The organism is Nocardia miyunensis NBRC 108239, assembly GCF_001613065.1.
GTDB classification, from domain to species: Bacteria; Actinomycetota; Actinomycetes; order Mycobacteriales; family Mycobacteriaceae; genus Nocardia; species Nocardia miyunensis.
In genome coordinates, this window is the sequence record NZ_BDBQ01000029.1 from 68,361 (window position 1) to 86,323 (window position 17,963).

General features: G+C 67.5%; 19 protein-coding genes. 10 read left to right on the forward strand and 9 right to left on the reverse strand.

Features of this window, described 5'->3' with window-relative positions:
* Positions 1–4: 4 nt before the first annotated feature.
* Both NM2_RS11980 and NM2_RS11985 read right to left on the reverse strand, forming a co-directional pair.
* Positions 5–835 carry an SDR family NAD(P)-dependent oxidoreductase gene (locus tag NM2_RS11980; RefSeq protein WP_067667636.1) on the reverse strand — a complete coding sequence of 277 codons (831 nt, stop codon included), beginning with the start codon at positions 833–835 and terminating at the stop codon, positions 5–7.
* On the reverse strand, positions 832–2,373 hold the full coding sequence (locus tag NM2_RS11985; protein WP_067667637.1) for a flavin-containing monooxygenase: 1,542 nt from the start codon (positions 2,371–2,373) through the stop codon (positions 832–834). The genes NM2_RS11980 and NM2_RS11985 overlap by 4 nt, the downstream gene beginning before the upstream one ends.
* A gap of 60 nt (positions 2,374–2,433) precedes the next feature.
* Between NM2_RS11985 and NM2_RS11990 the strand changes: the two genes are divergently transcribed.
* Entirely contained in the window at positions 2,434–3,066 is a 633-nt protein-coding gene (locus NM2_RS11990; protein ID WP_067667641.1) for a TetR/AcrR family transcriptional regulator, read from the forward strand.
* A gap of 24 nt (positions 3,067–3,090) precedes the next feature.
* Here NM2_RS11990 and NM2_RS11995 read toward each other — a convergent pair whose 3' ends face one another.
* From NM2_RS11995 to NM2_RS12005, 3 genes are all read right to left on the reverse strand, one after another.
* The gene (locus NM2_RS11995) at positions 3,091–4,695 is read right to left on the reverse strand and encodes an MFS transporter (RefSeq protein WP_084530819.1); all 1,605 of its coding nucleotides are present in this window, start codon (positions 4,693–4,695) and stop codon (positions 3,091–3,093) included.
* Positions 4,696–4,702: 7 nt separating this feature from the next.
* Positions 4,703–5,212 (reverse strand): MTB12 C-terminal domain-containing protein, encoded by a 510-nt coding sequence (locus tag NM2_RS12000; protein ID WP_067667643.1) that lies wholly within the window; start codon positions 5,210–5,212, stop codon positions 4,703–4,705.
* A gap of 165 nt (positions 5,213–5,377) precedes the next feature.
* A complete protein-coding gene (locus NM2_RS12005) occupies positions 5,378–6,370 on the reverse strand; it encodes a glycine betaine ABC transporter substrate-binding protein (RefSeq protein WP_067667645.1) in 993 nt (330 codons plus the stop codon).
* 244 nt (positions 6,371–6,614) lie between these two features.
* On the opposite strand from NM2_RS12005, the gene NM2_RS12010 reads away from it, so the two are divergent.
* The 4 genes from NM2_RS12010 (at position 6,615) to NM2_RS12025 (ending at position 10,344) form a co-directional block, all read left to right on the forward strand.
* Positions 6,615–7,511 carry an ABC transporter substrate-binding protein gene (locus tag NM2_RS12010; RefSeq protein ID WP_169816165.1) on the forward strand — a complete coding sequence of 299 codons (897 nt, stop codon included), beginning with the start codon at positions 6,615–6,617 and terminating at the stop codon, positions 7,509–7,511.
* A 304-nt stretch (positions 7,512–7,815) separates the two neighbouring features.
* Positions 7,816–8,964: an ABC transporter ATP-binding protein gene (locus NM2_RS12015; RefSeq protein ID WP_067667646.1), complete on the forward strand. Its 1,149-nt coding sequence runs from the start codon at positions 7,816–7,818 to the stop codon at positions 8,962–8,964.
* Between the two features lie 7 nt (positions 8,965–8,971).
* Positions 8,972–9,655: an ABC transporter permease gene (locus tag NM2_RS12020; protein ID WP_067667648.1), complete on the forward strand. Its 684-nt coding sequence runs from the start codon at positions 8,972–8,974 to the stop codon at positions 9,653–9,655.
* A complete protein-coding gene (locus NM2_RS12025; protein WP_067667650.1) occupies positions 9,652–10,344 on the forward strand; it encodes an ABC transporter permease in 693 nt (230 codons plus the stop codon). Before NM2_RS12020 ends, NM2_RS12025 begins: the two co-directional genes overlap by 4 nt.
* A gap of 9 nt (positions 10,345–10,353) precedes the next feature.
* Here NM2_RS12025 and NM2_RS12030 read toward each other — a convergent pair whose 3' ends face one another.
* Complete coding sequence (locus NM2_RS12030) at positions 10,354–10,752, reverse strand: VOC family protein (RefSeq protein WP_067667651.1); 399 nt, start codon at positions 10,750–10,752, stop codon at positions 10,354–10,356.
* Positions 10,753–10,874: 122 nt separating this feature from the next.
* On the opposite strand from NM2_RS12030, the gene NM2_RS12035 reads away from it, so the two are divergent.
* A complete protein-coding gene (locus NM2_RS12035; RefSeq protein WP_067667653.1) occupies positions 10,875–11,057 on the forward strand; it encodes a hypothetical protein in 183 nt (60 codons plus the stop codon).
* A 243-nt stretch (positions 11,058–11,300) separates the two neighbouring features.
* Here the strand turns inward: NM2_RS12035 and NM2_RS12040 are convergent, their stop codons facing one another.
* Positions 11,301–11,789, reverse strand: a complete 489-nt coding sequence (locus NM2_RS12040; protein ID WP_067667654.1) for a hypothetical protein — start codon at positions 11,787–11,789, stop codon at positions 11,301–11,303.
* Positions 11,790–12,286: 497 nt separating this feature from the next.
* On the opposite strand from NM2_RS12040, the gene NM2_RS12045 reads away from it, so the two are divergent.
* The 4 genes from NM2_RS12045 (at position 12,287) to NM2_RS12060 (ending at position 15,203) form a co-directional block, all read left to right on the forward strand.
* Entirely contained in the window at positions 12,287–12,970 is a 684-nt protein-coding gene (locus NM2_RS12045) for a response regulator transcription factor (RefSeq protein ID WP_067667655.1), read from the forward strand.
* Between the two features lie 10 nt (positions 12,971–12,980).
* Positions 12,981–14,300, forward strand: a complete 1,320-nt coding sequence (locus NM2_RS12050) for a sensor histidine kinase (RefSeq protein ID WP_067667656.1) — start codon at positions 12,981–12,983, stop codon at positions 14,298–14,300.
* A gap of 95 nt (positions 14,301–14,395) precedes the next feature.
* Entirely contained in the window at positions 14,396–14,722 is a 327-nt protein-coding gene (locus NM2_RS12055) for a hemophore-related protein (RefSeq protein ID WP_067667657.1), read from the forward strand.
* Between the two features lie 103 nt (positions 14,723–14,825).
* Positions 14,826–15,203, forward strand: a complete 378-nt coding sequence (locus tag NM2_RS12060; protein WP_067667658.1) for a hypothetical protein — start codon at positions 14,826–14,828, stop codon at positions 15,201–15,203.
* A gap of 14 nt (positions 15,204–15,217) precedes the next feature.
* Here the strand turns inward: NM2_RS12060 and NM2_RS12065 are convergent, their stop codons facing one another.
* On the reverse strand, positions 15,218–16,603 hold the full coding sequence (locus tag NM2_RS12065; RefSeq protein WP_245717971.1) for a glycoside hydrolase family 27 protein: 1,386 nt from the start codon (positions 16,601–16,603) through the stop codon (positions 15,218–15,220).
* A 3-nt stretch (positions 16,604–16,606) separates the two neighbouring features.
* Positions 16,607–17,803 carry an NAD(P)-dependent malic enzyme gene (locus NM2_RS12070; RefSeq protein ID WP_067667662.1) on the reverse strand — a complete coding sequence of 399 codons (1,197 nt, stop codon included), beginning with the start codon at positions 17,801–17,803 and terminating at the stop codon, positions 16,607–16,609.
* Positions 17,804–17,963: the final 160 nt, after the last annotated feature.

A 17,963-nucleotide genomic window follows, 5' to 3' on the forward strand; every position in this document is an offset into this window, starting at 1 on the left:
GCGATCAGGGCAGGAATCGCCGGTTCACCACATTGGCGATCCGCTGGTAGTACGAGCCGGTGACCCGCACGAACAGGTCCAAAGCCTTTGCCTCCCAGCCGATCAGCACCCGGCCGTGTCCCTTGGCGACGCCTTCGGTGATGGTCTGCGCGGCCATCTCCGGCGTGTGCAGGGCCAGCTGCTTGTCGAAGAACGAGGCGAACTGCTTGGCGTCGATCCCCTCCGCGTAGGTGGCGTTGCGCGCCACGGCGGTCTTGATGCCGCCTGGGTGCACGCAGGTGACCTTGACCGGATGCCGACGTGCCATCATCTCCTGACGCAGCGATTCGGTGAAGCCGCGCACCGCGAATTTCGCCGCGTTGTAAGCACTTTGGCCGGGTACGGCGATGATACCGAACAGGCTGGACACGTTGATCACATGTCCCGCACCGGATTCGATCAGATGCGGCAGAAATGCCTTGGTGCCGTTGACGACTCCCCAGAAGTCGACATCCATGATCCGCTCGATGTCCTTGAACTGCGAGTCGGCCACCTCGCCGTGGAAGGCGATACCGGCGTTGTTGTAGATCTGGTGGATGACGCCGTAGCGCTTCTTCACCTCGTCGGCGTAGAGCAGCACGGCCTCGCGCTCGGCGACGTTGAGCCGATCGGATTCGACCTGCGCGCCCAATGCCTCACAGCGCCGGACGGTTTCGGCCAGGCCTTCGGTATCTATATCGGAGAGAGCGAGTTTCGCGCCACGGCGGGCCAGATTCTCCGCCAGCGCGCGCCCGATGCCCGATCCGGCGCCGGTGATCACACAGACCTTGCCGGTGAAATACGCGTCGTTGCTCACAGTGTTACCGCCTCGGATGTATCGGAGTTCGCCACGGCGCTGGTCCGATAGGCCGCGACATCGAACGCATCCAGCAGCCTACGGAATCGGAACGTGAAATCCGGCCACAGCGTGGTGTTGTTGCCGTGCTTGTCCAGATACCAGCTCGCGCAGCCGCCGGTGCTCCACACGCTGCCGGCCAGCTTGTCCTGCAGGGCGCTGTTGAAGGTGTCCTGCGTGTCCTTGCGCACCTCGACGGTGCGCAGGCTCATCCGGTCGAAGGTGGCTACCGCGTCGGCGATGTAGTTGATCTGCGATTCGATCATGTACACCATCGAGGTGTGCCCCAGGCCGACGTTCGGGCCGAGCAGGAAGAACATGTTGGGGAAGTTGGCGATCGCCGAACCCTTGTACGCCTGCTGGCCGCCCTCGTCGAACACCTCGCTCAGGGTGCGCCCGTCGCGACCCGAAATCGTCTCGTACACAGGCGAATCGGTGACGTGGAAGCCGGTAGCCACGATGATGGCGTCGACCTCGCGTTCGGCGCCGTCCTTGGTCACGATCGAGCCGGGGCGGATCTCGGCGATGCCGTCGGTGACCACGTCGACGTTGTCGCGGCTCAGCGCCGGGTAGTACTCGTTGGAGATCAGCATGCGCTTGCAGCCGATGCGGAAATTCGGGGTGACCTTCTCGCGCAGTTCGCGGTCGCGCACCTCGAAGCGCAGTTTGGCGCGGGCGATGGTCTCCAGCGCCAGCATCGCGGGCGGGAATTTGGCCAGGCCGACGACCTGCGTCTCGCGGGCGGCGTAGATGGCCGCGCGGGACAGCTTCTGCACGCCCGGAACGTATTTGAAGGCCAACCGCTCGGGCAGCGTGTACGGCCGGTCCATCCGCGGCAGCAACCACGGCGCGGTGCGCTGATACAGATCAAGGTGCGCGACCTCCGACGCGATCGAGGGCACGATCTGGATCGCCGAAGCGCCCGTGCCGATCACCGCGACCCGCTTACCAGCCAGGTCCGCATCGTGATCCCAGCGCGCGGAGTGGAAGATCTGCCCTCCGAAGGTGTTGATGCCCTTGATATCCGGCAGATTCGGCTCGCACAGCGCGCCGACCGCGGAGATGAGGATGTCGGCGGTGAACTCGCCCCGGCTGGTCTGCACCTCCCAGCGGGCCCGCGCCTCGTTCCAGCGCGCGCCGGTCATCTCGCAGTCGAAGAGGTGCTTGTCGCGCACACCGTACTTCTCGGCGACGCCCTGGATGTAGCCCTGGATCTCCGGCTGCCTGGAGAACGACCGCGACCACTCCGGGTTGAGCGCGAAGGAGTACGAGTACAGGTGCGAGGGCACATCGCAGGCCGCGCCGGGATAGGTGTTGTCCCGCCAGGTGCCGCCGACGTCACCGCCGCGCTCGAGCACGAGATAGTCCCGCACGCCCTGCTGGCTGAGCCGGATGGCCATACCCAGCCCGGAGAAACCACTGCCCACGATGAGGACGTGCAGGTGGCGGGCCGGTTCCCCCTGATCACCGACACCACTGTCTGTAACCTTGCGACTCATGTATTCGAGCCTAAGGGCTTATTGAGCCGGAGTCAACAGTATTGACCCGCGTTCAGTAAGATGGTCGCCGTGGCCGGAAGAACTGCTGGTAAGAACGGTAAGCGGGTGCGCCTGAGCCCCGACGAACGCCGTCGTCAGCTGATCACCCTGGGCACCCGGATGCTGCGCGAGCGCGCGCTGGAGGATATCTCCATCGGCGAGGTCGCCGAACAGGCCGGGATCTCCCGCGGCCTGCTGTTCCACTACTTCTCCTCCAAACAGGAATTCCAGCTGGCGATCGTGGCCAACGCGAACGCCGAACTGCTCACCCGGACCGAACCGGACCGCAATCTCCCGCTGGGCGACATGCTGCGCGATGCCGTGCGCCGCTACGTGGACTACGTCAGCGAGAACCGCACCTCGTATCTGGCCCTGCTGCGTCGTCCCGCCGGCACCGAACTCATGGCCCTGGTCGACGCGACCCGCGGCGCGCAGGCCGACCGCATCATGGCCGAGATCCCGCTGCCCCCGGATCATCCGGACCGGCCGCGGCTGGAACTCGCCGTGCGCGGCTGGATCGCCTTCGTCGAGGAGGTCACGCTGAGCTGGCTCACCGCCGAGACCGTCACTCGCGAGCAGTTGATCGACATGCTCGTCGAATCACTGCCCGGACTCGCCGCCGATCCGTCGCTGATCGCCCTGCTGCGCAACTGAATCCGGGCCGGAGCGGTCGGGCGTTCAGGTGTCGTACTCGTATCCCGCGCGGTCGAATCGAGGCAGTGAGATCGCGGTGAGCACCGCCGCGAGCAGAATCATGACGGCCGAAACCAGCAGCGCCACATCGAGTCCGCGATGGAACGCCGCGTAGGTGGCCGTGATGACCTTGTCGACGATGGGCCCGTACGCCGCCGAGGCGGCCTGATCACCGCCCGCGGGGACGTTGCCGGTCTCGATCGCGTCGATCACGATGGCCTGGAAATTGGCCGGGACCTGCAACTGGTTCAGCCGAGAGGTCAAGTCCGAGTTGAGGAACGAGTTGACCAGCGACCCCAGGACCGCGACGCCGACGACCGCGCCGACCTGCCGCATCGTGTTGGTGGCCGCGGCCGCCATGCCCGAATGTTCGGCGGGAACACCGGACAGCACCGCCGAGGTCAGCGGCACCACCGCGATGCCGAAGCCGATCCCGGCGAGCGTCAGGGACAGCGCCAGCGGCGTGAAATGCACGGTGACGCCTAGGAATTCGCGAGTCAGCAGAATTCCCGCACCGCCGAGCAGACAACCGGCGATCATCGGCGTGCGCGAACCGCGCGAGGCCACCCAGAATCCGGAGATCAGCGAGCCCACGATGATGGCCACCGCCATCGGCGCGAAGACAGCCGCGATCCGCCAGCCCGAATAACCCACCACCTCCTGCAGGTACAGCGCGGTGAAGAAGAAGATCGAGAAGATGCCGAAGTACACCGCGAACGCGACGATCAGCGCGCTGCGCACCAACGGCCTTCGCAGATAGGCGAAGTCGAACATCGGATTGCGAGCTCTGGTCTCCGCCACCAGGAATCCCACTCCGGCCACACCGCCCACGACGAACAGCGTGATCACCGAGGCCGCGCGGTAGCCGACCTGCTCACCGGAGATGCCCGCGTAGATCACGCACGCGAGAAACGTTGCGCCCAGGATGAATCCGGGCACGTCGACCGGGCCCGGCTGCGGGTCGGCGCTCTCGGGAACGTAGCGCAGCGCGGCGGCCAGCACGACCACGCCGATGATCAGGTTGAACCAGAACACCGATCGCCAGCCGAACGCGCCGACCAGCAGGCCACCGACGACGGGCCCGGCGGCCAGCGCCAGCCCGGACACCGCCGCCCACGCGCCCAGCGCCTTGGCCCGCGCGCGGCGATCGGGATAGATGTGCCGGATCACCGACAGCGTCCCGGGTTCGGACGCGGCCGCGCCCACACCCATCACCCCGCGCCCGGCGATTAGCACCGCCACCGATCCGGCCAGCGCCGAAATCACCGATCCCGCACAGAAGATCACCAGTCCGGCGATCATCACCCGTTTGCGGCCCCACCGGTCGCCGAGTGATCCCGCGGTCAGCATCAGGCTGGCGAAGACCAGGGTGTAGGCGTTGACCACCCATTGCAGCGACACCACCCCGGCGTGCACATCGGACTGGATGTTGCCGAGGGTGACGCTGACGATCGTGGTGTCCAGGAACGTCACGAACAGCACCGCGGTCACGATGGCCAGCGCGACCCGCGGCCGCTCTGCTCCGCCGCGCACCGGATCCCGCGATATCACGATGCGCCACAACGATTTCGGCGCGTCCGAGGAGGCCATGTCCGGCTCAGGACGTCGGCGCGGGCGTTGGTGTCGCCGAGGCGGCGCACACCGGTGGCGGATTGCCCTCGAGGGTCAGCAGGGCGCAGAACGTCGCCGCGGTGACCTTCCAGGCGCCGCCGGTGCGGATCGCCGTACCGGACTGCCCGGCCAGCGCGGGTTTGCCGTTGAACAGGATGGTGAAGGTGACATCGGCGCGGTCGGTGCCCGAACTGGCCACGTTGGACACCGTCGCGGTGGTGCTCTTGGCCATCGAGGAGCCGGCCTGGGCCTTGATGGTGGCCGCGAAGGCCTCGCCGTTCTCCAGCAGGGCGATCTTCTCGTCGGCGCTGGTGGATCCGTCGAAGAATCGCTGGTACGTGGTGGTGACGGCCTGGGTCACCGTGGGTTGGCGACTGGTGGAAGGAGTACCGCCGGATTTGTTGTCCGCCCCGCCGCATGCGGCGGTGGTGGTGGTCAACAGCGCGGCCAGCGCACCGGCGGTGAATACGCGCGCCACGATCGTCCGATTGAACATGCCTGCGCCTCCCTCGGGTGGCCGCTCGAACAACCCAACTGAGATTACTCGTCCGAATCGACCGGTGGCCCCGGATCCGCGCCGAGGGTTACGACCTCGAAATCGGACAGAACCCCGGGCAACATATCGGCGAACTCAGCCGGATCCGGGACGTCCCGGATCGCCCTAGAGGTCGTGCTCGTCCAGCCAGCCGCGGGCCAGGTCGGCGGCCGAGGCGTTCTCGTCGCGCAGACGGCGGATCAGGGTGGTCAGATCATCGGTGGTGAGCTCGCCCGCGACGTAGTTCAGCTTCTTGATCTGGGTTCCGGTCAGTGATCCCTGCCGGAACAGCGGGACGATGTTCTGCGCGCGGAACGCGTAGTCCGGATCGGCGGCCACGACCAGATCCCCGGGACCGTCCGGCAGCAGCGTCGCCGGAGCGGTCAGCACTCCGGCCTGAACCCGCCCGCCCCGCAACGCGTTTCGCAGCGACGTGTCGCTCCGGTAGATCGTGTAGTGAGGGATATCGCAGCCGTAGACCTGCCGCAGCGGGATCAGCACGTCCCGCTGCGGGTCCGGCGCGGGACGCAGCGGATCCAGTTCGCTGCCCACGGCGATGCCCACCGACAGCTCGCCGCAGTGCGCGGCCAGATCCTTCAGCGAGTGCGGGACGCGGGCGGCCTCGGCGGCGGACAGCACGAAATCCGGGCGCAGATCGGTGCCGTCGGCGATATCGGATATCACGAGCCCCTCGGGCAGCGCCCGGCTCAGCGCATCCGACACCGAGGAGCCGGGGGCGGGCTGCGCGGTCGTCGTTCCGGTCGACTCGCTCGCCTGTTCCGCGGCCGACTCCGGATCGGGGATGCGCGCGGTCGACCGGGCGTCCAGCGTGGTGAGCAGATCGCCGCTGTCGTCGCCGACCAGCGTCACCCGATCCGCGTCCAGGGCCGCCAGATAGTCTCCGCGACCGCCCAGCTGCGCGGACACTGCCGTGTGCGCGCCGGTGCGGGCCAGCGCTCCGGCGTAGATCTCGGCAATCAGATCAGACTGCGCGGAACTGCCCGCGCCCACCGTGATCGTCCCGCCGGACTCGCTGTGCGAACACGAGACGACCAGCGTCAACGTCGTCACGGCGAGCACCGCGCGAGCCGCCGTTCGCAGCGACGCTGCCAATTCCATCCGGCGACACCCACTCCCGTTCAGATAGTCAGATCGACACCCGGCTGCAAGGATGGACAACCAGATCGCGGCCGTCCCGACGACGAATGGTAGCCGGGCCGCGCCGCACCTCACCCGGCAGCGCCGGGCCCCCGGAAGGACAGCAGTGAAATCCACGATCATCCTCTCCGCGCGTCGGCGCGGACTTCGCCCCGCATTCACCGCCGTCCGATTCGTGGCCACGGCCGTTGCACTGGCCGCGGCGATGGCCCTGTCCGCCTGCGGCGGCAGTTCCGATCCGCTGGCCTCGGGATCGGGCGGCTGCACCGGTGACGCCAACAAGCTCACCGTCGGCTCGGCCAATTTCCCCGAGTCGGAGACCGTGGCCGATGTGTACGCCGAGACGTTGCGCGCCAACGGTTTCACCGTCGACACCAAACTCAACATCGGCAGTCGCGAGGCGTACATCCCGGCGCTTCGCCAGTGCTCGATCGGCGTGATCCCCGATTACACCGGCAATCTGCTGCAATACCTGGACAAGTCGACCACCGCGACCGATGCGGACGCGGTGAATCAGGCCCTGACCAAGGCGCTGGGCAACGATCTGGTCGCCGGTACGCCCGCACCGGGTGAGGATTCCGATGCGGTGGTGGTCACCCAGGAAACGGTGCAGAAGTGGAATCTGCACTCCATCGCGGATCTGGCCGCGCATTCGGCCGAGGTGAGTTTCGGCGGGTCGCCGGAGTTCACCGAGCGCGCCGAGGGCCTGCCGGGCCTGAAAAAGCATTACAACCTTGATATTCCGTCGAACAGATACGTCACGATCAGCGACGAGGGCGGGCCCGCGACGGTGCGCGCGCTGACGAGCGGACAGGTCACCGCGGCCGATATCTTCACCACCTCCCCCGCCATCAAGGAGAACAACCTGGTGGTGCTCGCCGATCCGCAGCACAACTTCGCCGCGCAGAACGTCGTGCCGGTGCTGAACGCGAAGAAGAAGTCCGACAAGGCGCTGAAGGTGCTCGACGCGATCTCCGCGAAACTCACCACCGACCAGCTGATCGCGCTCAACGAGCAGGTGTCCGGGGCCGCCAAGGTCGAGCCGGCGTCCGCCGCGAAGTCGTGGGTCACCGCGCAGGGACTGGACAAGCCGATCGGATAGGCCTGCGGGTAAACGCGAATGCCGATGAGGGGCACCGTGAACAAGCATGAGAGCGAAGGGCCGACGCTGTGGCCGACGCGGCCGGAGTCCACTCGTGAGCGACACGAACGGCCGACACGATGCACATCGCCCGGCTCGGAACCATATGTCGGCCAGGTGGACACGGCGCAAAGAGCCGTCAGTACATCGCGCAGCACCGCGCTGTCCGGCGGCGAGGTGCACTCGTGAGTGGGACACAGCGGAGAGAGCCGTGGCCACAGCGCACATCGCGCGGGGCGGAACCTAGCGGCAGCGGGATGCACTCGTGAGTGAGATCGAATTCAGCGGCGTGGGCAAGACCTATCCGGACGGCACGACCGCTGTCTCGGATCTGGATCTGCGGATCGAATCCGGGTCGTTCACCGTGTTCGTGGGGCCGTCCGGCTGCGGCAAGACCACCTCGATGCGGATGATCAACCGAATGATCGTGCCGACCACGGGCACGATAACCGTTGCAGGACAGGATATTTCGACGGTCGATCCGGTGCGGCTGCGATTGGGCATCGGCTACGTCATCCAGAACGCCGGACTGCTGCCGCACCGCACGGTGCTCGACAATGTGGCCACGGTCCCGGTGCTGCGCGGGCAATCCCGCCGCGCCGCGCGCCGGGCCGCGCTCGAGGTGCTCGATCGCGTCGGGCTGGATCGCGCTCTGGCGAGCCGATATCCGGCGCAGCTGTCCGGCGGTCAGCAGCAGCGGGTGGGCGTGGCACGGGCGCTGGCCGCCGATCCGCCGATCCTGCTGATGGACGAGCCGTTCAGCGCCGTGGATCCGGTGGTGCGCGAGGAGTTGCAGGCGGAAATGCAGCGGTTGCAGGCGGATCTGCACAAGACGATCGTCTTCGTCACGCACGATATCGACGAGGCGATCAAGCTCGGCGACCGCATCGCGGTCTTCGGCCGCGGCGGCGTTCTGCAGCAATATGATTCGCCGCAGCGGGTGCTGGCCGCGCCCGCGACCGATTTCGTGGCCGACTTCGCCGGGCGCGACCGGGGCTATCGCGGACTGTCCTTCCGCGCCGCCGATGGCGTTGTGCTGCACGAGATTCGGACCGCGACCGGGTCGGAGGTCGCCGAGCTCCGGCTCGACGCCGGGGAATGGGTTCTGGTGGTGGGCGATTCGCGCCGTCCGATCGGCTGGGTGGACGTCACCGGCGTCGAGCGCGTCCGCGCGGGGCATCCCCTGGCCGAGAGCATGTCCGCGGGCGGCTCGCTGTTCTCCCCCGGCGGCGATCTGCGTCAGGCACTGGATGCGGCGATCTCCTCGCCGTCGGGAATCGGTGTGGCCGTCGATGATTCGGGCGCCGTGACCGGCGGGCTGCTGGCCACCGAGGTCATCGAGCGGCTGGCCGCGCAACGTTCCGAGGAGGACGCCGCGCGCAATCGCCACTTCTTCGAACAGGAGCGGGCGTGATGATCGGATGAGATATCTGATCGACAACTTCGCCGAGATCGCCGGATTCGCGCGCACGCACCTGTATCTGGCGCTGATCCCGCTGCTGATCGGACTGGTGATCGCGATCCCCGCGGGCGCGGCGGTGCGACGGGTGCCGTGGTTGCGCCGGATCACCATCACCGTCGCGAGCCTGGCCTTCACGATTCCGTCACTGGCGCTGCTGGTGATCATTCCGCCGCTGGCGGGCATCGCGACCATCGATCCGCTGAACGTGGTCATCGCGCTGAGCATCTACTCGGTGGCGCTGCTGATCATCGCGGTACCCGCGGCGCTGGATTCGGTGCCCGCCGAGGTGCTCGATGCCTCCGACGCCATCGGGCACACCCGGCTGCGCCGCACTCTGACGGTCGAATTCCCTTTGGCCATACCGGTTTTCGTGGCCAATCTGCGGGTGGTGGCGGTCACCAACATCTCCATGGTCACCGTCGGCGCACTGATCGGCGTCGGCGGGCTGGGCAAGCTGTTCACCCAGGGATATCAGCGCGACTACCCCGACGAGATCATCGCCGGAATCATCGTGGTACTGGTCCTGGCCCTGGTGGTCGACCGGGCGCTTTTCGTGCTCGGACGCTGGGCCACGCCGTGGTTGCGCGCGGAGCGGCCGAGCCTCGCGCAACGCCTGCGCCTTGTGAAAGGGGTTGGCGCATGAACCTTTTCATCGACGCCTGGCACTACTTCACCACCGCGGCGAACTGGGGCGGCCCGGCCGGAATCGGGAATCGGCTGCTACAGCACCTGTGGTACAGCTTCCTGGCGATCGCGATCTCGGCGGCGATCGCGGTGCCGATCGGACTGCTGATCGGGCACAGCCGCCGCGGCGGCGGCCTCGTCGTCGGCTTCGCCAATGCGATGCGCGCGCTGCCGACGCTCGGTGTGCTGACCGTCGTGGTGCTGGGTCTGGGACTGGGCTTGCTGCCGCCGCTGCTGGCGCTGCTCACCGTCGGCATTCCGCCGCTGCTCGCGGGGACGTACGCGGGTATCGCGAACGTCGACCCGACCGTGGTGGACGCCTCCCGCGCGATGGGGATGACCGAACGTCAGGTGCTGCTGCACGTGGAGACGCCCAATGCGATGCCGGTCCTGCTCACCGGATTGCGTTCGGCCACACTGCAAGTGGTGGCGACCGCGACCATCGCCGCGTACGTGAACCTGGGCGGGCTGGGCCGCTACATCTTCGACGGCATCAGCCTATACAAATACGACCGGGTGTTGGTCGGCGCGCTGCTGGTGGCCGCGCTCGCGCTGACGCTGGACGCACTGCTCGCCCTCGCGGTGTGGGCAAGCACACCGGGCACGGGCCGATTGCGCCGTGGCGCAACGGTTCCCAGCGCGCGGTGACCGGCTGCCCTACTGGAGATTCAGCTGCCAGGAGACGCCGTACCGGTCGTTGACCCAGCCGAACCGCTTGCTGAAGCCGTACTCGCCCAACGGCATCAGCTCCCCGCCGCCCTCGGACAACGCCGCGTAGAGCCGCTCGAGTTCCGCATTCGAGGAGCATTCGACGAACAGCGACATCGACGGGGTGAAACCGAATTCGTGATGGACGAAGCTGTCGATACAGCTGAACTGCTGACCGGCCAGCGCGAACACCGCACGTTTGACACTGCCCTCCGGTCCCGGCTCACCGGCGGCGTACCGCTCGATCTCCAGCACCGCCCCGTCCTCGAACAGGCTCGTGTAGAAGGTCATGGCCGCCTCGGCGGCACCCTCGAACATCAGCTGCGTGGTGATTCTCTGATCCGCCATGGGCCCATCATGACATGTCAGCGAGCAATTCCGGCGCGATGACCGGTGTGCCCCGATCCTGAGGATCCACCGGCAGCAAACTCGTAACCACCTGCACCAACACCGATCTGGGCCCCGGCACCATGAACTACTCACTGCTGTGCACCAACCTGCAATTCGAGTGGTACCACACCGAACGAATCGGCCCCACCTCCACACAAACCATGATCCGCGACTGCGGCCCCGGCGCACACCCGATCCTATGGGGATCCTCCGGCATCACCGATTACCAGCAGCTGCTGAACAACAACGACGACGACGATTAGCAGCTGGTCGGCCGTAACACTGCCGATCAGTCAACGGGCTGATCCGCGACAGCACGGTGTCGTGTGCGGCCACCTGCGCACCGACCGCGCTGCAGAGGGGCGCCGCAGCAGCACCACGCCCGCCGCGATCCACGGGATGCGCCCACAGGTGTGCGTGCACCGAGGACGAAAGCACGACGATGAGCCCGGCCAGGCGAAACAGCCTGGACAGGCCCGTCGGCGCGATGCCGGCGATCATCGCGTTCAGTGTGCCGCAACCCGGTACGGCTCCCGGGTACGCCGCAGCAACATCACCGAGCGCCCTGCCCGGTTCAGCGCCAACATCAGCAAGATGATCCCGCCGGAGGCCACGATCTTCGCTCCGCTCGCCGACGCCCACACATCCACCCCGAGCCGCACCGCCACCATGACGAACCACAGCAGCGACCCGGCGAGCCCGGTCCGCGCCTGCAGACGCCCGTCCACTCGCCGCACCTGCGACAACATCCCCATCCCGATGCCGACCCCCACACTCAGCACCGCCTCGAGCGCCAGCAGCGCCACCGCCAGCGCCCCGATCGATGCCCCGGCCACCGCCGACCGCGACACCAGCACCCCGACCACCGCCAGAATGACCGGCCCCCGCCAGACCTGCGCGAGATCCAGCACCTGCCACCGCGTCTGCCGATAGATGATCCACCCCAGCACGAGGACGACCACGACACCTTCGAATACCGCATTCTGCAAGCTCATACTTCGAGCGTCGGCCAAATGAGCCGGTATCCCCACCACCCACGGGTGGACCCCGGGTGGAGATCCGCGGTCGGGAATCCACCCGCCGCAGATCCGCACCGCGCAACTCCGCGGACAGCATGGACCCGCAGTGCCACAACCACAACCACACAGAGTGCAGCCCGCCGTCGACGAGACCTCGACGCGGCTGCACCGCCCGCGGAGTCGGGACCGCCCGAGTAGACGCGGGTGAGGACACTGGACTTGATGCGTTGGAGACCAGATCCAGTTGCGTCGCAAGGGAGTTGCCGTCTGAGCACGTCCGATTCCGCCCCGCCTTCTCCACGACACCGCGGCCTTTCACCGCGGAGGTGGCGAAGTGGTTGTGCCACAACAGGGTCAGCTTCTCCCGCACTGCGGCCGGTGAGCTCGTTCAGCTGCGGCGGTGATCTCGGCGTTGTACCGGCGACGCCTCGTTCAGGCGCCCCTCGATCAATCCTCAGCCCACAGCCGCCACAATGTCGGGTGTGCAGAGCGGGCGAATCCTGGTCATCGAAGATGCCGAAGCCATCCGGGCGGCGGTCGCGTCGGGGCTGCGCGCGTCCGGGCACGAGGTGCTCGGGCGGCCGGACGGCCGCGAACTCGAGCGGGATCTGGCGCAGTTCCGCCCCGACGTGGTGGTCCTGGACGTCATGCTGCCCGGACGCGACGGCTTCGCGCTGCTGGATTCGGTGCGCGCGCGCTGCGCGGCGGGCGTGGTGATGCTCACCGCGCGGGACGGGGTCGGGGACCGGGTGCGTGGGCTGCGCGCCGGATCGGACGACTACGTGGTCAAACCCTTCGATCTGACCGAACTCGTGGCCCGGGTGGAGGCGCTGCTGCGGCGCATGGGCAAGCTGCAGAACAAGATCACGATCGCGGATCTGGTGGTGGACGTCGAATCGGGAATCGTGTTGCGCGGCAACGAGACCGTCACGCTGACCGCGACCGAGTTCAAGCTGCTGACCTACCTCGCCGCACATCGCGACCGGGTCGTCACCAAGACCCAGATCCTCACCGCCGTATGGGGTTACGAGGATTACGATCCGAATCTGGTGGAGGTGTACGTCAGCGCGGTCCGGCGCAAACTCGAAGAGCACGGGCCGCGCCTGCTGCACACGGTGCGCGGCATGGGTTACGCCCTGCGGGCCGGGGACCGATGAGCCGGGCAGCATGAGGACCGTATCCCTGCGTCGCCGCGTAACCCTCACCGCCGCAATAGTTTCCGGATTCGCACTGGTGGTCGTGGCGATCGTGGTGCACGGCCTGTTCGCCGTCGTGGTCTCCCGCAGCGAGGCGACCACCCTCACCGACCGCGTACAGCTGGCCCGCCAGCTCGCCAGGCAGAACACCCCGCCCGGGGCGCTGATCATCCGGGTCGACAATCGCTCGGTGCGGGCACGCCTGGTGCTCGCCGACGGCCGCGCCTACGGCAGCCTCACCCCGCGTCGCGAGGCCGAGAGCACCGCAAGGACACGACAGGTGATCCTGACCGCACCGGGTCAGCTCGATCAGGCGCGGCTCACGGTGCAGATCGCCGAACCTCTGCCGGCGCGGATCGGTTCGCGGCTGGTCTGGGTGCTGGTCGCCGCGATCGCCGCGGCGCTGCTACTGATCACGGGCGGACTGTGGTTCGGGGTGCGGCGGGCTCTCGCGCCGCTGGATTCGATGACGCTCCTGGCCCGCGACATCGCCCGCGGCCACCGTGGCAGCCGCCTGTCCCCCGACCGCGCCGATACCGAACTCGGCCGCACCGCAAGCGCTTTCGACGAGATGCTGGACGCACTCGAGGGCGCGGAATCCCGAGCCCGTGGTTCGGAACAGCAGTTGCGCGCCTTCGTCGGCGACGCCGCGCACGAGTTGCGCACCCCCGTCGCGGGAATCCGCGCCATAGCCGAGGCCGTTCTGCATCAACCGGCCGATGCCGATCCCGAGGAACGTCAGCACATGTATCTGCTGCTGGCCCGCGAGGCACAGCGAGCCGGTCGGCTGGTCGACGATCTGCTCGACATGGCCCGCATCGATGCGGGCCTACAGTTGCGCGGCGAGCCGGTGGACCTGTACGAACTCACCGGAATTCAGCTCGATCGCGTCCGAATACTGCACCCCGAGGTGGAATTCCGGCTCGACGGGGAGCCGGTGCGCACGATCGCCGATCCGGAACGCATCGGGCAGGTCCTGGTGAACGTCCTGGGCAACGCGGGTCAGGCCGTGTCCGAGGGCGGCACCGTCACCGTGCGCGTCGAAGCACGCGACGAACTGGCCCGGATCACGATCGCCGACACCGGCCCCGGCATCCCCCCGGCCGATCGCGAGCGCATCTTCGATCGGCTGGTGCGCCTCGACCAGGCCCGCGAAACCCGTTCGGGCGGTTCGGGCCTCGGCCTGCCCATCGCCCGCGGCATCGCCCGGGCCCACGGCGGCGACCTGATCTGCACCGAACCCGAGACCGGCCGCGGCGCCCGGTTCGTCCTGACGCTGAAGATCAGCTGAAGGTACGCGGGTCGGAAGCCGGTAATTCAGCGCGCCCTCAGCTACAGCGGGCAGATTCGTCCCGACAGCACGAATCGACCGAACGGAGTCCACCCGTGAGACGCATCGCCGCCACCCTGCTCACCGCCACCGCGGCCCTGACCACCCTCGCCGCCGCCCTGCCCGCGACCGCCTCCGCGGCCCCGGCACAGTGCACGGTGCAGAACCGCGCCGCGGCCCGCGCCGCCGCCGCGACCGAGGTAGCCGCCTATCTGGCCGCCCACCCGGACCTCACCGCCGAACTCGCCCACATCAGGACCCTCCCGAAGGACCAGCGCAAGGCCGAACGACAGGCCTACCGCCGGGCGCATCCGGACCTGATCGCGGGCCTGCGGGGCGCGCGCCGGCCGATGATCGACTACCGGCACGCCTGCCACCGGTAACGAACACCCCTTCTCGGGAATCGGCCTGTGACTGTTGTGTCGCCGCAGCCCGTGCGATACAACAGTTGCGTCCATTCGACCTTGAAATAGCGGGGGAAATCAGATGATTCGCAACATCGTCACCGCGGCGGCGCTCACGACCGCGGTGCTCGGCGGTATCGCAACCGTGGGTTCGGTTGCGGCGCAGGCGACTCCGATCGGAACCGTCAACTGCGTCTCGGTACCCACCGGAAGCAAACTCGTAACCACCTGTACCAATACCGATCTCGGGCCGGGCACGATGAACTACTCACTGCTGTGCACCAATCTGGTGTTCGAGTGGTACCACACCGAGCGGATCGGCCCGACCTCCACGCAGACCATGATTCGCGACTGCGGGCCGGGCGCGCATCCGATCCTGTGGGGTTCCTCGGGTGTCACGGATTATCAACAGCTGCAGAACTACCAGAACCAGCAGAACATGGACCGATACAGCCGGTAGCCGCGCCCGCGAGATCAGGTCACCGGAGACGGGCTGATCCGCAACAGCACGGTGTCGTGTGCGGCGACCTGCGCGCCGACCGTGGTGCGCACGGTCGCCTGTGCGCCCGACCACAGATTGCGGGCGGTGAAGCTGTCCGCGACAGGCAGATTCAGGTTCGGCAGGGGTACGGAGATCGTGGCGGTCGAATCACCGCTGTTCCACAGCGCGACCGCGACCGAACCGTCCGACAACGTTCTGCGCCAGACCTTTCCGTCGGTCCCGGGCACCACGGTGGCGGGTGCGGCCAGCGGATCCTGGTCCACCGCAATGATTTCCGCATCCGTCAGCAACCGCCAGGTCGTCTCGTTCATGTAGGGCAGGGCGTTACCGGCCATCAGGGGCGCGGCCAGCAGCGCCCACATGGCGAACTGGGTCCGCTGCTCGGCCTGGGTCAGCCCGGGATAGGAGGTGCCGAGCACACCCGGCACGCCGACCTGGAGCATATCCGGATCCGCCCAGTGCCCCGGACCGGATCGAGCGGCCGATATCGCCGCGCTGGACAGGATTTCGCGGATCCCCTGATCTCCGGCCGGGCCCAGGTGCAGCGCCCAGCCGGGCAGCAGATCGTTGGTCGTGCGCCACAGCGTGCCGATACCGGACCAGTCGTAAACGCCGCCGGGCGGCGCACCGGGGACGTCACTGTTCGGGTTGATGCTGTAGACGATCGGCCGTCCGGTGGCGCGCAACGCATCTCGCATTTTCGTGAATGCCGACACCGCCCGGTCGATATTGGAATCCGGTGAGCACCAATCGTATTTGAGATAATCGACACCCCACGACGCGAATGTGCGGGCGTCGAGATCCTCGTGTCCGATACTTCCGGTACTTCCGGTATACGTTCCGTTGATCTGTGCGCACGTGCGGGAATTCGGACTCTCGTAAATGCCGAATTTCAATCCGCGCGCGTGCACATAGTCGGCGAGGGCCGCGATACCGTGCGGAAAACGCGTCGGATCCGGTAGCAGCGCACCGGAAGACGAACGCTGCGGCGAGAACCAGCAGTCGTCCACCACGACGTACCGATAGCCCGCCGCGCGCATATCGGTGGCCACCATGGCGTCGGCCGCCTGCTCGATCATGCGCTCGTTCACCGTGCAGCCGTAGGCATTCCAGGAATTCCAGCCCATCGGCGGTGTGCGCGCCACACCGGGAATCGCGATCGCCCGATCGCCCAGGCGCACGGAATCGGCGAGCGGCTCGGCCGCCACACCGCCGATCAGCACCAGGGCGATCGTCAGGGCGGCGACCAGCGCCGTCACCACACCGCGACGCGCGCCCGACCGCCCACCCGGCGGCGCCCCGGACAACGCAGAACGCCCCACGCGACCCGGCGTGGGGCGTACTGACTTCGAAACCACCTGTTACGCAACACCTTCCGCACGCGCTGCGGCGGCAACGGCCTCGGCCACCGCCGGGGCGACCCGCGGATCCAGCGGGCTCGGGATGATCTTGTCCACGGCCAGTTCCTCGCGCACCACGCCGAAGATCGCGTTGGCGGCGGCCACCTTCATCCCCTCGGTGATCCGGCGCGCACCGGCGTCCAGCGCACCCTTGAACACGCCCGGGAAGGCGAGCACGTTGTTGATCTGGTTCGGGAAATCGCTGCGGCCGGTGGCCACGATCGCGGCGTACTTCTGCGCGACCTCGGGGTGGATCTCCGGGTCCGGGTTGGACATGGCGAACACGATGGCTTCCGGCGCCATCGAGGCGATCAGCTCCTCGGCGATGGTGCCCGCGGACAGGCCCATGAACACGTCCGCACCGGCGAGCGCATCGGCCGCACCGCCGCTGAGCTTGCGCGGGTTGCTGCGCGAGGCCAGCTCGGCCTTGACCGCGTTGAGGTCGGTGCGATCGGTGCCGACGATGCCCTTCGAATCGAGCACGACCACATCGGTCACGCCCGCGGCGAGCATGATGTTGGTGCAGGCCACGCCCGCAGCGCCCGCACCGGACACCACGACCTTCAGATCCTTGATGTCTCGGCCCTGCACGGTGGCCGCACCGTTGAGCGCGGCGAGCACCACGATCGCGGTGCCGTGCTGATCGTCGTGCATGACCGGGCAGTCCAGCGCCTCGATCACGCGCTTCTCGATCTCGAAGCAGCGGGGAGCCGAGATGTCCTCCAGGTTGACCGCGCCGAAGCTGGGACGCAGGCGGATCAGGGTCTCGACGATCTCGTCGACGTCCTTGGTGTCCAACACAATCGGAATCGAGTTGAGCCCGGCGAACTTCTTGAACAGCGCCGCCTTGCCCTCCATGACCGGAAGGGAAGCGCGCGGGCCGATGTCGCCGAGGCCCAGCACCGCGGTGCCGTCACTGACCACCGCGACCAGACGGTCGGTCCAGGTGTAACGCTTGGCCAGCGCGGCGTCGGCCGCGATGGCCCGGCTCACCTGTGCCACGCCCGGGGTGTAGGCGATCGACAGATCCCGCTGCGAGTCGAGCGGAGCGCTGAGTTCCACCGAGAGCTTGCCTCCGAGATGGCCGGCGAAAATCTCTTCGTGCGTGATCTCGGACAGGCTGGCAGTTGTATTCGGTGCGTCAGTCACAGATGACACGATTTCACTCCTGCTCGATGCGGGCTGAACCGGGGGACGGTTACCGTCGGGTATGGAAATAAGGGGTTTTTCGGGTTACTCGAGGGCGCGCTGAATGTGCTCGCGCATGTCTCGCAATACCGTTCAGTAGTTACATCGCGGCAAGCCGCAAGGGGTATTA

What these genes read in the sequence shown, in the direction of transcription:
- NM2_RS12025 (WP_067667650.1), top strand. Translation starts at nt 9,652, where the DNA reads ATGAACCTTTTCATCGACGCCTGGCACTACTTCACCACCGCGGCGAAC.
- NM2_RS12060 (WP_067667658.1), top strand. Translation starts at nt 14,826, where the DNA reads ATGATTCGCAACATCGTCACCGCGGCGGCGCTCACGACCGCGGTGCTC.
- NM2_RS12000 (WP_067667643.1), bottom strand. Translation starts at nt 5,212, where the DNA reads ATGTTCAATCGGACGATCGTGGCGCGCGTATTCACCGCCGGTGCGCTG.
- NM2_RS12020 (WP_067667648.1), top strand. Translation starts at nt 8,972, where the DNA reads ATGAGATATCTGATCGACAACTTCGCCGAGATCGCCGGATTCGCGCGC.
- NM2_RS12050 (WP_067667656.1), top strand. Translation starts at nt 12,981, where the DNA reads ATGAGGACCGTATCCCTGCGTCGCCGCGTAACCCTCACCGCCGCAATA.
- NM2_RS12030 (WP_067667651.1), bottom strand. Translation starts at nt 10,752, where the DNA reads ATGGCGGATCAGAGAATCACCACGCAGCTGATGTTCGAGGGTGCCGCC.
- NM2_RS12035 (WP_067667653.1), top strand. Translation starts at nt 10,875, where the DNA reads ATGAACTACTCACTGCTGTGCACCAACCTGCAATTCGAGTGGTACCAC.
- NM2_RS12005 (WP_067667645.1), bottom strand. Translation starts at nt 6,370, where the DNA reads ATGGAATTGGCAGCGTCGCTGCGAACGGCGGCTCGCGCGGTGCTCGCC.
- NM2_RS11995 (WP_084530819.1), bottom strand. Translation starts at nt 4,695, where the DNA reads ATGGCCTCCTCGGACGCGCCGAAATCGTTGTGGCGCATCGTGATATCG.
- NM2_RS12045 (WP_067667655.1), top strand. Translation starts at nt 12,287, where the DNA reads ATGTCGGGTGTGCAGAGCGGGCGAATCCTGGTCATCGAAGATGCCGAA.
- NM2_RS11990 (WP_067667641.1), top strand. Translation starts at nt 2,434, where the DNA reads ATGGTCGCCGTGGCCGGAAGAACTGCTGGTAAGAACGGTAAGCGGGTG.
- NM2_RS12010 (WP_169816165.1), top strand. Translation starts at nt 6,615, where the DNA reads ATGGCCCTGTCCGCCTGCGGCGGCAGTTCCGATCCGCTGGCCTCGGGA.
- NM2_RS11985 (WP_067667637.1), bottom strand. Translation starts at nt 2,373, where the DNA reads ATGAGTCGCAAGGTTACAGACAGTGGTGTCGGTGATCAGGGGGAACCG.
- NM2_RS12040 (WP_067667654.1), bottom strand. Translation starts at nt 11,789, where the DNA reads ATGAGCTTGCAGAATGCGGTATTCGAAGGTGTCGTGGTCGTCCTCGTG.